10 protein-coding genes are annotated in these 13,365 nt (G+C 51.5%); 6 read left to right on the top strand and 4 right to left on the bottom strand.

Annotation, left to right across the window (positions count from 1 at the left end; translation table 11 throughout):
• Positions 1 to 10: 10 nt before the first annotated feature.
• A complete protein-coding gene (gltX, locus tag QUF18_RS10345) occupies positions 11 to 1,384 on the top strand; it encodes a glutamate--tRNA ligase (RefSeq protein WP_289386987.1) in 1,374 nt (457 codons plus the stop codon).
• Here the strand turns inward: gltX and QUF18_RS10340 are convergent.
• From QUF18_RS10340 to dgcA, 3 genes are all read right to left on the bottom strand, one after another.
• Complete coding sequence (locus tag QUF18_RS10340; RefSeq protein WP_289386986.1) at positions 1,347 to 2,099, bottom strand: hypothetical protein; 753 nt, start codon at positions 2,097 to 2,099, stop codon at positions 1,347 to 1,349. The two genes, gltX and QUF18_RS10340, sit on opposite strands and share 38 nt — an antisense overlap.
• Before the next feature lie 201 nt (positions 2,100 to 2,300).
• Positions 2,301 to 4,649, bottom strand: a complete 2,349-nt coding sequence (locus tag QUF18_RS10335; RefSeq protein ID WP_289386985.1) for an NADP-dependent malic enzyme — start codon at positions 4,647 to 4,649, stop codon at positions 2,301 to 2,303.
• A 366-nt stretch (positions 4,650 to 5,015) separates the two neighbouring features.
• Positions 5,016 to 6,008: an N-acetyl-D-Glu racemase DgcA gene (dgcA, locus tag QUF18_RS10330; RefSeq protein WP_289386984.1), complete on the bottom strand. Its 993-nt coding sequence runs from the start codon at positions 6,006 to 6,008 to the stop codon at positions 5,016 to 5,018.
• A gap of 295 nt (positions 6,009 to 6,303) precedes the next feature.
• On the opposite strand from dgcA, the gene QUF18_RS10325 reads away from it, so the two are divergent.
• The 5 genes from QUF18_RS10325 (at position 6,304) to QUF18_RS10305 (ending at position 12,233) form a co-directional block, all read left to right on the top strand.
• The gene (locus QUF18_RS10325; RefSeq protein ID WP_289386982.1) at positions 6,304 to 7,491 is read left to right on the top strand and encodes an ABC transporter permease; all 1,188 of its coding nucleotides are present in this window, start codon (positions 6,304 to 6,306) and stop codon (positions 7,489 to 7,491) included.
• Positions 7,492 to 7,620: 129 nt separating this feature from the next.
• On the top strand, positions 7,621 to 8,553 hold the full coding sequence (locus tag QUF18_RS10320) for an ABC transporter ATP-binding protein (RefSeq protein ID WP_289386981.1): 933 nt from the start codon (positions 7,621 to 7,623) through the stop codon (positions 8,551 to 8,553).
• The gene (locus tag QUF18_RS10315; RefSeq protein WP_289386980.1) at positions 8,553 to 9,548 is read left to right on the top strand and encodes an MlaD family protein; all 996 of its coding nucleotides are present in this window, start codon (positions 8,553 to 8,555) and stop codon (positions 9,546 to 9,548) included. The genes QUF18_RS10320 and QUF18_RS10315 overlap by 1 nt, the downstream gene beginning before the upstream one ends.
• On the top strand, positions 9,548 to 10,141 hold the full coding sequence (locus tag QUF18_RS10310) for an ABC-type transport auxiliary lipoprotein family protein (protein ID WP_289386979.1): 594 nt from the start codon (positions 9,548 to 9,550) through the stop codon (positions 10,139 to 10,141). The genes QUF18_RS10315 and QUF18_RS10310 overlap by 1 nt, the downstream gene beginning before the upstream one ends.
• Positions 10,142 to 10,460: 319 nt before the next feature.
• Positions 10,461 to 12,233 carry an SLC13 family permease gene (locus tag QUF18_RS10305; protein WP_289386978.1) on the top strand — a complete coding sequence of 591 codons (1,773 nt, stop codon included), beginning with the start codon at positions 10,461 to 10,463 and terminating at the stop codon, positions 12,231 to 12,233.
• Between the two features lie 7 nt (positions 12,234 to 12,240).
• Here QUF18_RS10305 and QUF18_RS10300 read toward each other — a convergent pair whose 3' ends face one another.
• Positions 12,241 to 13,326: a siderophore-interacting protein gene (locus QUF18_RS10300; RefSeq protein ID WP_289386977.1), complete on the bottom strand. Its 1,086-nt coding sequence runs from the start codon at positions 13,324 to 13,326 to the stop codon at positions 12,241 to 12,243.
• Between the last annotated feature and the right edge of the window lie 39 nt (positions 13,327 to 13,365).

Here is a 13,365-nt window from a genome sequence, read left to right as displayed (position 1 = left end):
GAAGAAAATTATGACTGTAATCGTTCGTTTTGCACCATCTCCGACCGGCTATATCCATATTGGTAATGCTCGTCCGGCGCTTTATAACTGGTTGTTTGCGCTGAAGAACAAGGGGCAATTCATCCTGCGTTACGACGATACGGATGTGGAGCGCTCCAAAACTGAATATGCGGAAGCGATTGCCCGTGATATCGACTGGCTGGGCATCAAGCCATCCCGTGTGGAATATCAGTCAAAGCGTTTTGCGGTCTATGATGCGGCTGTTGAAAAGCTGAAATCAGCCGGTCTGCTCTATGCCTGCTATGAAACAGCCGAAGAGCTAGATCTGCGCCGTAAAATGCGCCTGACACGCAAACTACCGCCGGTCTATGGCCGTGATGCATTAAAGCTGACCGATGAGCAAAAGGCGGCTTTTGAGGCAGAAGGCCGTAAAGCGCATTGGCGTTTTCTGCTGCCAAACTTCAAAGCAACGCCGTTTGAAACCGAACGCACCGAAGTTCATTGGGATGATCTGGTACGCGGGCCACAGACGGTTGATCTGGCCTCGATGTCTGATCCGGTGCTGGTGCGTGAAGACGGCACCTATCTCTATACACTGCCATCGGTGGTGGATGATATTGATATGGGTATTACTCATATTATCCGTGGCGATGACCATGTCACCAATACCGGCGCACAGATCGCGATTTTCCGTGCCTTGAGTGATGTGGTGCCGACATTCGGCCACCACAACTTGCTCACCACAACAAGCGGTGAGGGCCTGTCCAAGCGCTCCGGCGCCTTGTCCGTGGGGTCATTGCGTGAAGCAGGTGTGGAGCCGATGGCCGTGGCCTCATTGGCTGTGCTGACCGGCACATCAGACAATATTGAGCCTGTTGCGACAATGGCAGAGCTGGCGGCGCGTTATGAGCCGTCCCATGCTTCAAAATCCAATGCCAAATTTGATCCGGCTGATCTGACTGGTCTTAACCGCGCTTTGATCCATCATCTGGAATTTGCTGATGTAGAAATGCGTCTTGCTGCGCTTGGCATCACTGGTGATAAAGCTGAAGCCTTCTGGGCGGCGGTGCGTGGTAATATTGACCACGTTAAAGATGCTGCGCTGTGGTGGGAGGTGGTCAACCGCACCGAGCCTTTCAATAATGCCGTGGCTGATGAAGACAAGGATTTCATTGCGCAGGCGTTTGATCTGCTGCCTGATGCCCCTTGGGGCAATGATATCTGGAAAGTCTGGACAGAGGCCGTGAAGGCTGCAACCGGCCGCAAAGGCAAAACATTGTTCATGCCTTTGCGTTTGGCACTGACCGGTGTTAGCTCCGGTCCTGAATTGGCCGATCTGCTACCGCTTATTGGGCGGGAAAATACGCTGGCCCGACGCGCCTGACATTTGGATCCGGCACATAATCGACAGCTTTTGAAATGGGCGGCGGGGATATCTCCGCCGCTTTTGTGTGCTTCATATCCGGTACTGCAGGAATGGAAAATACCGATTTTCCAACGCTGGCCGTGGCTTTGACAGGCACAAATTCCGTTTCTGTTTTTGATATAGTCTCAATCACAAGTGCCTGTTGTACCGGTTTGGGTTTTTTGTAGCTCTGCGGGTTGCGTTTGCGACTGGTAATCAAAGGCCGGTTTTCTTTTATAAGTTGCTCAAGGCTTCGCGGATCACGGCAGTCAGCATGGCGCATATCCGTATAGACGGCCTGCCGCATACGTCTTTGCTGAGGTGTTGCTGCCTGCATATGTATCTGCCGCAATGCCGTTTCGATACGGGGCTGAGCGGAGAGAATATAGCGACATTCTTCAGAAACAGGTCGGTTGCCGAAATTCCGCCCTGTGCAACCATAACGAGAGGCATCAGTCTTTGCCTGTTGCTGCATCTGACTGAGTTGCTGAAAGCGCTTGGCTTGGCGCATTGTCATGCTGGTTTGATAATCAATCGAACGTAATTCCTGCTCATAGGCTCGACAGAAACGGCTGGTATCCATGTTTTGTGCATGAACAGGGATACCTAATGTGACAAGGCAGGTGGTGAGTAAGGTCGTTTTACGGCGAAAAATATAAGAATAAAGTGCTTTGAAATAAACATATAAAAACATGAAATACTCCGCTCAAAAGTCATAAAATAACGATGAAATGAGTATGTATGACTATGGTAAATGACTTGTAAATTATTGATTTATAATAATAATTAGAAATTACACCCATTATTTGATGTTTTGAAGGCAGAAGTTATTAGTAACAAAAAACGCCGCGTAGTTTTCTAAACTACGCGGCGTTTTTTTATTTGTAGCGCTGAATTATGCTGGTGTGCGCTGTGAAGCCTCAACAACGGCCAGTGCTGTCATATTCACAATACCGCGCGATGTAACCGATGGTGTGAGAATATGCGCAGGACGGGCTGCACCAAGCAGGATCGGGCCGACATGCAGAGCATCGGTCACGGTCTTCAACACGTTCATGGTGATATTCGCGGCATCCAGATTAGGGAAGACCAGCAAATTGGCTTCGCCTTTCAGGCGGGAGTTCGGGAATACGCGGTCACGCTGGAACTGCGACAGAGCCGCATCACCATGCATTTCACCATCGACTTCCAGATCCGGTGCACGTTCCTGCAGAATAGCGCAGGCCTGACGCATTTTGGCAGCGCTCTTAGAATCGCGCGAACCAAAATTCGAATGCGACAGCAGGGCAGCTTTTGGCTCGATACCAAAGCGACGGATTTCTTTTGCCGCAAGAATGGTCATCTCGGCAATTTCTTCGGCGCTCGGGTCGATATTCACGTAAGTATCCGTGAAGAACAGCGTGCTGCGGGAAGAAATCAGCAGGCTGAGCGTGGACAGATCATGCAGACCGGGCTGAATACCAAGAATCTGTTTAACCAGTGTCAAATGACGTTCAAAACGACCTTCCAAGCCGCAGATCATCGCATCGGCTTCGTCGCGCACAATGGCCAGTGCCGCAATGACGGTTGGGTTGGTGCGAACGATCGAACGCGCTGCTTCCGGTGTCATGCCCTGACGGCCTGTCAGCTTATGCATCAGATCAACATAATCGCGGTAGCGCGGATCATCTTCCGGGTTGATGATGCTGAAATCAACACCAGCTTTAATCCGCAGTCCGTAGCGCTTGAGACGGGTCTCAATCACATTCGGGCGACCGATCAGTGTCGGGATTGCGATGCCTTCTTCCAGCACAACCTGTGCAGCACGCAGAACACGCTCATCTTCACCATTGGCATAGATAACGCGTTTTTTGTCGGTGGAACGGCGGGCTGCCGCAAAGACCGGCTTCATAATCATACCGGAGCGGAATACAAAGCGGTTGAGACGCTCAATATAGGCTTCCATATCCTCAATCGGACGGGCTGCCACACCGGTATCCATTGCTGCCTGTGCAACAGCTGGCGCAATACGCAGGATCAGACGCGGATCAAACGGCGACGGAATCACATAATTGGCACCAAAAACCGGTGTATCGCCGGAATAGGCACGAGCGGCCACATCGGACACTTCTTCACGGGCGAGGGCAGCAATTGCCTTCACCGCAGCCATTTTCATTTCTTCATTAATGGCTGTTGCACCAACATCCAGCGCACCACGGAAGATATACGGGAAGCAGAGAACATTGTTGACCTGGTTCGGATAGTCCGAGCGGCCGGTGCAGATAATCGCATCTTCACGCACAGCGCGGGCTTCTTCCGGCATGATTTCCGGCTTAGGATTAGCCAGAGCCATAATCAGCGGTGTTGGTGCCATTTTGGCAACCATTTCCGGCTTCAACACACCTGCGGCTGATACGCCGAGGAACACATCTGCATCTGAAATAATGTCATTCAGAGTGCGGGCATCAGTATCCTGAGCATAGACCTCTTTCCAGCGATCCATCAGCTCGTTACGGCCTTTATAGACAACGCCTTCCAGATCGTTGACCCAGATATTCTTCTGCTGTGCACCGAGGCTTACAAGCAGGTTAAGGCAGGCAAGCGCTGCCGCGCCGGCACCGGAAACGGCAAATTTGGCTTTGGTAATGTCTTTACCTGCCAGTTCCAGACCGTTCAGAACCGCAGCTGCCACGATAATAGCAGTCCCATGCTGATCGTCGTGGAAAACCGGAATGTTCATTTTAGCACGAAGCTGTTCTTCAACTTCAAAACATTCAGGTGCCTTGATATCTTCCAGATTGATACCACCGAAGGTCGGCTCCAGTGCCGAGACCACATCAACCATGCGGTTAACTTCGAGCGTATCAACTTCAATATCGAAAACATCAATATCGGCAAATTTCTTGAACAGAACGGCTTTACCTTCCATCACCGGCTTGGAAGCCAGCGGGCCGATATTGCCAAGGCCGAGAACGGCTGTACCGTTGGAGATTACTGCAACCAGATTGGCACGTGCAGTGTAATCGGCAGCCAGTGCCGGATTATCCTGAATAGCAAGGCAAGGCGCGGCAACACCCGGGGAATAGGCAAGCGCCAGATCGCGCTGGTTGCCAAGCGTTTTTGTCGGCTGAATTTCCAGCTTACCCGGCTTTGGCGAGCGGTGATAAAACAGTGCCGCTTCATCAAAATCAGAAAATTTGCGCTCTGTACCGGCGACCTGTTCAGTGCCGGTTTTATTGGCGTCGTTGGATGAATTTTTTGTCATATAATAATTGTCCAGTCAGACGATTGGGGCAGCCATCCCCGTGACAGCAAAGCAATTTCAAGAACGATACAATCGTGGGAGCGGCAAAATCAGTTTCATGGCTGATTTTATAGTCCGCTGCGATCCGTCCGAAACTGCGTTATACCAAAACACTTTGGCACATTTGTCACAAAGGGAGGCGCTTCGGACAAGCTGTACCATTTAGGTGGAATAAGGTCGTATATGGGATAATTGAGTAAGTTACAAATCACAGACTGCTCATTCATTGATGTAAAAATCAAAAAAATACGGTTTTGCGGCTTGTTGCTGAAAAAGGTCGCGCGATTATGTCTCACTTTAACAAAATCGCGCTTAACTTAAAGTCAGTTAACCCCACAATTCAGGGAGCGGCGGAGAAACAGTTGTGCCGTCATAATGCAATGCAGGTTCACGATCTTTGGTCAAGAGGAGCGGACCGTCGAGATCAACGAAATCGGCATCCTGCGCCACCATCAGAGCCGGTGCCATCGCCAGCGACGAGCCGACCATACAGCCCACCATCACCTGAAGGCCAAGCGAACGGGCTTTGTCGCGCATAATCAGCGCTTCCGTCAGACCGCCGGTTTTATCCAGCTTGATATTCACTGCATCATAGCGGTCTTTCAGCTTTTCCAGACCTTCCGATGTATGGGCGCTTTCATCCGCGCAGACAGGTACAGGGCGATTAGCCTGCAACAGATAACTGTCATCGGATGATGGCAGTGGCTGCTCGATCAACGCAATGTTGCATTCTGCTGCAACACCGATATTTCCGGCAAAATTATCTGGATTCCAGCCTTCATTAGCATCCAGAATGATTTGCGCCTTTGGTGCAGCAGCACGCACGGCGCGAATACGGTCTGCATCATTCTCGCCGCCGATTTTGACTTTAATCAGCGGATGATGAGCCAGTTTGGCGGTGGCTGCGGCCATAGCTTCCGGCGTATCAATGGAAACGGTGATGGCGGTAATCAGCGGGCGCGGGGTTAGATTGAGCAACGCCGCAGCCGTGGTGCCGGATTGCTTGGCCTGCAAATCCCACAAAGCGCAATCTACGGCATTGCGCGCTGCACCGGCCGGCATTGCAGTCTGCAATTTGAGACGCAGTGCTTCTGCCGAACCACCGGCCTTCAATAAAGGCTCAACAGCACGGATTTGTTCGCTAACTGATTCGATGCTTTCTCCGTAGCGGGCATAGGGCACACATTCGCCATGACCAGCGTGTATACCGTCACTCAATTCACACACTACGATAACAGCTTCAGTTTTGGAGCCGCGTGAGATTGTAAATTTGCCTGCAATCGGGTAGCGCTCAATAAGCAGATTAAGATTATATTGCATTGGTGCTGTCCGTAATTATAGAATTTTACGTCTGTAATGATGCATTTATAGCATTTCCAGCAAAAGTGCGAAGCGGTTTTGGCACTGGATAATGCGTAAAAACAAATAGATACAGCGGTTTTAACGTTTCAGTCTTATCTGGAACCGCTGTGGGACTATATGATACAGACGTTCGGGTTTATCAGAGAGCTGATAGATGTGAATATGTTGCTTTAGAGATGGAAATAGTCCGGCGCAGTTTTGAGCCGGTTATCACCATAAAGACTCAAGTTTTGGATCAAGTTTTGGATAATGCATGTTGACCGATAAAAAGGGTAAAACAAGTAGTAACCCAGCATCCGCACCGGAAATAAATGTGGTGCCTGATGATGCAGGGACTATTGTCACTTTATCCGGTCACTGGACTTCGCTGACGGTCGCACGCGTTGATAATCAGATGCGTAAGCTGGAAAGCGGTCTTGCTGAAAAACTGCCGTTAAAGGTTGTGAAACTGGATATGGGCGGCATATCCGGTCTCGATACTGCCGGAGCCTGGCTAATCGAGCGCCTGCGTGTGGCGCTGAGCAAGCAGCAGGTCAGCGTGCATATTGAGAATATTCGTTCGAGCTGGACACCATTGCTGGAAGAGGTTGGCGCTGCTGTTGAGCGCTATCAGGTGCCGGAAAAGCCGCAGCGTCCGTTTTTCGTGATTTCACTCCTCGATAAGCTTGGCCGGCTGATGTATGCGGCACGCGACGATTTTCTGATGTCGATGCATATTCTTGGCGCGACAATCCGCGGTTCACAGATGAAATCCGGTCGCGGTAATGGCATTGGCTATGCGGCGATTGTCAATCAGATTGACCGGATGGGCGTTGGTGCGATTCCGGTCGTGCTGCTGATGTCCACGATTATCGGCGCGATTATTGCCCAGCAGGGCGCGTTTCAGCTGCGCTATTTCGGCGCGGAAATCTTTGTGGTCGATCTGGTTGGTATTCTGGTGCTGCGTGAAATCGGGGTGCTGCTCACCGCGATTATGATCGCAGGGCGTTCCGGCAGTGCGATTACGGCTGAAATCGGCTCAATGAAAATGCGCGAGGAAACCGATGCACTGACGGTGATCGGGCTTAATCCGGTTGGCGTTCTGGTGTTTCCGCGTTTGGTGGCACTGGTTATCATTCTGCCGATGCTGACTATTGTTGCCGATCTGGCAGCGCTGGCCGGTGCCGGTTTTGTCGCATGGAGCTATTCGGGTATTCCGCCGGAAGCCTTTCTGAGCCGCCTGCGTGACGCGATTGTGACTTCAACCTATCTTGCAGGCCTTATCAAGGCGCCGTTTATGGCGATGATTATCGGTATTATGGCTTCGGTTGAAGGCATGAAGGTTAAGGGCAGCGCGGAATCACTTGGTCGTCGGGTGACGTCATCGGTGGTGAAATCTATTTTCGTTGTGATTGTCGTGGATGGATTGTTTGCGATTTTCTATGCGGCAATCGAGTTTTAAAGCGCAGCCCAAAAAGTGTGAAAGAGTTTTCGGAATTATACTGTAAATATAAAGTGTTCGAGCGACCTTGTGTAGCGCCCAAGAGGGCGCACGGCGCTCTAAAAAAGATCAGAACAATAACGGATGAATATGAGCTCTCAGGATAACCGTCAGACATTACAGCACGAGACTACAGACGCGGCATCAGACGCCGTGATTTCTGTGCGTGATGTCAGGGTTGCTTTTGGCCAGAATGTAATTTTGGACAAGCTGGATCTGGATATCCGGCGCGGCGAAGTGCTGGGTTTTATTGGTCCGTCCGGTTCCGGTAAATCCGTTCTGATGCGTACTATTCTCGGGCTGACACAGAAGAAATCCGGCCTGATTGATATTTTCGGGCAGGATGTTGATAAGGTCAATGAACGCCAGCGCATGGCCATTGATATGCGCATGGGCGTGCTGTTTCAGCAGGGGGCATTATTTTCCTCGCTGACCGTTCTGGAGAATATTCAGGTGCCGATGCGGGAATATCTCGATCTGCCACCGAAGCTGATGAATGAACTGGCGCGGCTGAAAATCGATCTGGTCGGGTTGAAGCCGGATACGGCAGAGAAATATCCGTCTGAATTGTCCGGCGGTATGATTAAGCGTGCGGCTTTGGCGCGTGCGCTGGCGCTTGACCCCGAGGTTGTATTTCTGGATGAGCCGACATCGGGGCTTGATCCGATCGGCGCGGCAGATTTTGATGATCTGATTGCCAATTTGCGCGATACGATGGGGCTGACCGTTTATATGGTAACCCATGATCTTGATAGTCTTTTTGCAATTTGTGATCGAATTGCTGTATTAGGGCAAAAGAAAGTACTGGTTGACGGTACTGTCGAAGAATTACTGAAATGCGATGACCCTTGGGTACAGACTTATTTCAATGGTAAGCGTGCGCGGCAGATTGATAAAAATGCGGCTAATCGCAGGCGTATGGGATCTTCACAGCCGAGTAAGGCAACTGACGACGGCATGACTGAAATTAAAGGCTCCCATACGGACCAAGGCACAAAACAAGATACGGAAACGAAACAGTAATGGAAACAAAAGCCAATTATGTTCTGGTCGGTATTTTCACACTTGTTGTGACACTATCTGCCTTTGGTTTCGTGTATTGGGCTGCGCGTTTCGGCGATGGTAGCGATACGCTGCCGCTGGAAATCCGTATTCCGGGTTCGGTCACCGGCCTGTCCAAGGGCAGTCAGGTGCTGTTCAACGGTATTAAGGTTGGTGACGTGCGCCAGATGTTCCTCGATCCGCTCAATCCGAATATGGTCATTGTGCAATCTGAAGTGAACCGCACCACGCCGATTACCCGCTCGACCAAAGCTGAATTGTCTTCACAGGGGCTGACAGGTATCAGTTTCGTTGAGCTTAAAGGCGGCAGCCTGATGGAACCGAACCTGATGGAAGAAGCGGAAAAAGGTGGCTATGTTGCGCGTATCAATGCTGATCCGTCGATTTTCACTGATTTGATGGCGACGGCGAAGGATATTTTTGGCCGCACTGAGCGTGTGCTTGGTGGGTTGGAGGGCTTTGTCAATGATGCCCGCGGTCCGCTGACAGATACGGTCAATAATGCCAAGACCTTTACCGATGCTCTGGCTAAAAATGCGGATGTTATCAGCGCGATCGGCGATAATGCCGCTGATGTGCAGAAAACCATTCAGGAAGCGCGCGAAATGATGCAGCGCCTGAACGAAGCTTCCAAGCGCGTGGACGGCATTATGGCTAAGGTTGATAAGATGTTGTCGCCGGATGATCGCGACGGCGTTGTTGCACAGGCAAAGGCAACACTCTCATCTATTCAGAAAACATCGGATAATTTAGACAAGCGTCTGGCACCAATTGCCGAGAATCTGTCACGCTTTTCCGGCAAAGGCCTGAGCGATGTGCAGTCGGTTGTTGTTGATAGCCGCCGTTCATTGCTGCGCATTGAACAGGCTATTTCCGATCTTGAACGTGATCCGCAGCGCATAATTTTTGGCGGTTCAGGCACCGTACCGCAATATGACGGAAGGAAACGCCACTAATGCTGAAATCTATTCTGAATTACAAGCTGGCGGTTCTTGGCGTCACAGCATTGCTGGCCGGTTGTGCTTCAAGCACACCACTGGATACATTCAGCCTCAGTACCACACAGGTACAGGTGGCGCAGAAGCGTAAGAATGTGCAGATTTTGGTGCCGACACCGGCTGCGCTTAAAGCACTGGATAGCGAGAATATCGTTATTCATGATGCTCCGGGCTCGATCACCTATCTCAAAGGCGCTCAATGGGGCGACCGTCTGACCAATCTGGTACAGGCGCGTCTGGTGCAGGCTTTTGAAAACAGCAATGCGGTTGGTGGTGTCGGTCGTCCGGGGGATGGTCTGGCGATTAATTATCAGGTTCAGGCGGATTTGCGTGATTTTGGTATTAATGCATCGTCCTCGCCGCAAACTGCCCGTATTGAACTGGCCGTGCGTGTGCTGAATGACAAAACAGGCGAAGTTCGTGCAACGCGCGTCTTTACCTCAACGGCACCAGTAAGCGGTGCAGGCAACAAAGCCTATATCCGTGCTTTGGATGCCGGTTTCAACGATGTCACCCGTCAGATCGTAGCATGGGTTGTTTCTGTTATTTAAAATCGCGGGGAACCTGAAGCGATATTGACGCGTTGGGTTATCGGAATTTTATTCTCATCATTGTTTTAAGAAAGGCGGCTTTGATGCCGCCTTTTTTCTTTTTAATTCGATGAACGAAAAATGCTCTGTCTGCTGTATAAAATGTAAGTAACAGACCAATGCGATTCTTCTATGCTGTTTAGAGCGCCGTGCGCCCTCTTGGACGCTACACAAGGTCGCTCTAACACATTATATTTACAGCATAATTTTACTTTAAGCTGATTTAAGTTTAAAGAATTATGCTGTAGGTATTCAGGGATCTACAGGGAGGACACGCCGTATGACCTTGCAACAGATACTGGCACTGGCGGTTATCGCTGTCATGATGGTGGTCTTTGTTTGGGGGCGTTTTCGCTACGATGTTGTTGCTCTGTGCTTCCTGCTGATTGCTGTCGGGCTTGGACTGGTGCCTTATGATAAGGCCTTTACCGGCTTTGCCGATGATATCGTTATCATTGTTGGCAGTGCGCTGGTTGTGAGTGCAGGTGTTGCCCGTTCCGGCCTGATGGAGGCTGCTGTGCAGCGCTTTGTACCGCATCTTAATGCGGTGCGGTTACAGATGCTGCTGCTGGTTGCCGTGGTGACAGTGCTGTCTGCTTTCGTGAAAAATGTCGGGGCATTGGCAATTATGATTCCGGTTGCGATGCAATTTGCCCGCCGCTCCAATGTCTCGCCGTCCGTGTTTTTGATGCCGATGGCTTTTGGTGCGCTGCTAGGCGGATTGATGACGCAGGTCGGTACATCGCCTAATATTGTCGTTTCCCGCGTGCGTGCGGAAATGGTGGGTGAGAGCTTTACCATGTTCGATTTTACGCCGGTCGGCGCTACGCTGGCTGTTGTCGGTATTATCTATCTGACCCTGTTTTATAAGCTGGTGCCGGAGCGTAAGCGCGAGAATGTCAGCGTCGATGAGGCGATTGAAATCCGCAATTATGTCTCTGAGGCGCGTGTGCCGAAAGGCGCAACGGTCATCGGCAAAAAAGTGACTGATCTGATGAAGCCTGCCGAAGGCAGTGCTATGGTCACATCAATTCTGCGCGATACCAAACGTGTGGCACCATTGCCGGATACGGTGATTGCTGAGGGCGATGTTATCCTTCTGGAAGGTGACCCGAAAGCGCTGGATGCCATTGTCAGCAATGGCAAACTCAAGCTGACGGAAGATCGTGTGCCTTCGGAAAACTCCGGTTCTGCTGAGATTGAAGCGGTTGAAGCGGTGATCGGCAAAAACTCGGCGCTGATCGGAACATCTGCCCGCGGGCTTAATCTTTATGAGAATTATGACGTGAACCTGCTGGCCGTGAGCCGGCAAGGGGAGCGTATCAGCGAGCGTCTGCGTGAGGTTGTGCTGCATCAGGGCGATGTGGTGGTGTTGCAGGGACGACAGGGCGTGTTGCCGCCATTATTGCGCGAACTGGGCTGCCTGCCATTGGCACGGCGTACCATTCTGCTCGGCAGTGTGCGGCGTGGGTTGATCCCGCTGTCGATCCTGCTGGTGGCGATTGCCGCAACCGCTTTAGGATTGTTGCCGGTCTCGATTGCATTTTTCGCGGCAGCCGTGGCGATGGTGGTGTTTCGTGCCATACCAGTGAGCGAGGTCTATTCCTCCGTGGATGGCCCCATCCTCGTGATGCTGGCCGCCCTTATTCCGGTGAGTGACGCGCTGCGAACGACAGGCGCTACCGATGTGATCGCCCAATGGCTGACAATTTTTGCACAGCAAATGCCACCAGCGGGTGCATTGGCGCTGATGCTGATTACAGCAATGGCGGTAACGCCCTTCCTTAATAATGCGGCAACGGTGCTGGTTATGGCGCCGATTGCCACCAGTTTTGCTGCCGGTCTTGGTTTTAAACCGGAAGCTTTTTTGATGGCAGTGGCGATTGGCGCCGGTTGTGATTTTCTTTCTCCGATCGGGCACCAGTGTAATACGCTGGTGATGGGGCCTGGCGGATATCGCTTCAGCGATTATCCGCGCCTTGGCTTGCCTTTGTCCTTTATCATCATTCTGGTGGCCGTGCCGGTGCTGATGTTCTGGTGGCCACTACAGTAAACGACGATCAACCGGCCATAAAGCCGGTTGAATCCTTCTGCCAATATCCCGCGACGAGCGTTTGATCGCGGGATTTACCCAATTGCTTGCGCCAAAAATCGCGCATGATTTTCGCATAGTCTGCTTCTGCGGCAAACCAGCCGAAACTGTCATCACCTTCCGGCCAAGGCAGGGCGCAGAGTCTGTCAGTCAGTTCTGTCATCGCAGCCTGCTGGTCGGCACTCACGATCCACTCAATCGTTACACCTTCGGGATGCGCCAGCGGTTGAATATCGGCTTGGCTATCAACAGCAATCAGCACATGGCCGGTAACATCCGGTGCAAACTCTTCCAGCATCCGCCCGACAGCGGGCAGGCCGGTGGCATCGGTGCCAATCAGATATTGTTTGGCTTGACGTAGCGGGCGGCCAACAGGCCCCATCAGGCCAACCTTATCACCGGCTTTGGCCTGTTTTGCCCACTGGCAGGCCAGTCCTTCAGTTTCATGGATATAGAAGTCAATCTCCATCCAGCCCTGTGCAATATTGAGATTGCGAATGGTGTAAGCGCGGGCGGCAGGGCGACGAGCTTCATCCGGCCAGAAAGGCAGGCCATTCGGTCCCATAATCGGCCAGACAGGTTGCGGTACATCCTCTGTCGGTAAGAGCAGACGCACATGCATGGCGCCAAACAGGGAGAAGCGCGTGAGGTCTTCACCACTGAAACGGACACGCAGCATATGCGGGGTGTAGTGATGCGCTGACACAACCATCATCTGCCGGAATTGCGGCAAAGGCTGCTCACCGGCCTGATCGCCTTCCCAGAGAATTTCCGGTGCTTCTTCCTTGGTGTAGAGCTTGATAGCAACAGCGGCGAGGTCTTTCAGCCGGCTCAAACCGACATCTTCGGATGCGCGGAGTGATACCAGATAGCCGTCAGCACGTGATTTCAGCTCGATCTGGCCGAAACTATAATGAAACGCATGCTGCTCTTCCTGCACATCATAATGCGCGTCATAGGAGTTCAGCCGGTCGATGATTGGCGGCAGATAAGCAGCACCATTATTGAGGCGGATATTGGCATAGCTATGCAAGGTGGTTGAATGCTGTGACACGGTGTTCTCGATTTGATTATTGAGCCTGCAAATAAAAAA

The organism is Pseudochrobactrum kiredjianiae, from assembly GCF_030362795.1.
Lineage (GTDB): Bacteria > Pseudomonadota > Alphaproteobacteria > Rhizobiales > Rhizobiaceae > Pseudochrobactrum > Pseudochrobactrum kiredjianiae.
This window is presented reverse-complemented; position numbering and strand designations above follow the sequence as displayed.

Coding starts and splice junctions, on each gene's coding strand:
- QUF18_RS10340 (WP_289386986.1), bottom strand. CDS start 2,099: ATGTTTTTATATGTTTATTTCAAAGCACTTTATTCTTATATTTTTCGC.
- QUF18_RS10325 (WP_289386982.1), top strand. CDS start 6,304: ATGTTGACCGATAAAAAGGGTAAAACAAGTAGTAACCCAGCATCCGCA.
- QUF18_RS10305 (WP_289386978.1), top strand. CDS start 10,461: ATGACCTTGCAACAGATACTGGCACTGGCGGTTATCGCTGTCATGATG.
- QUF18_RS10315 (WP_289386980.1), top strand. CDS start 8,553: ATGGAAACAAAAGCCAATTATGTTCTGGTCGGTATTTTCACACTTGTT.
- dgcA (WP_289386984.1), bottom strand. CDS start 6,008: ATGCAATATAATCTTAATCTGCTTATTGAGCGCTACCCGATTGCAGGC.
- QUF18_RS10310 (WP_289386979.1), top strand. CDS start 9,548: ATGCTGAAATCTATTCTGAATTACAAGCTGGCGGTTCTTGGCGTCACA.
- QUF18_RS10335 (WP_289386985.1), bottom strand. CDS start 4,649: ATGACAAAAAATTCATCCAACGACGCCAATAAAACCGGCACTGAACAG.
- gltX (WP_289386987.1), top strand. CDS start 11: ATGACTGTAATCGTTCGTTTTGCACCATCTCCGACCGGCTATATCCAT.
- QUF18_RS10320 (WP_289386981.1), top strand. CDS start 7,621: ATGAGCTCTCAGGATAACCGTCAGACATTACAGCACGAGACTACAGAC.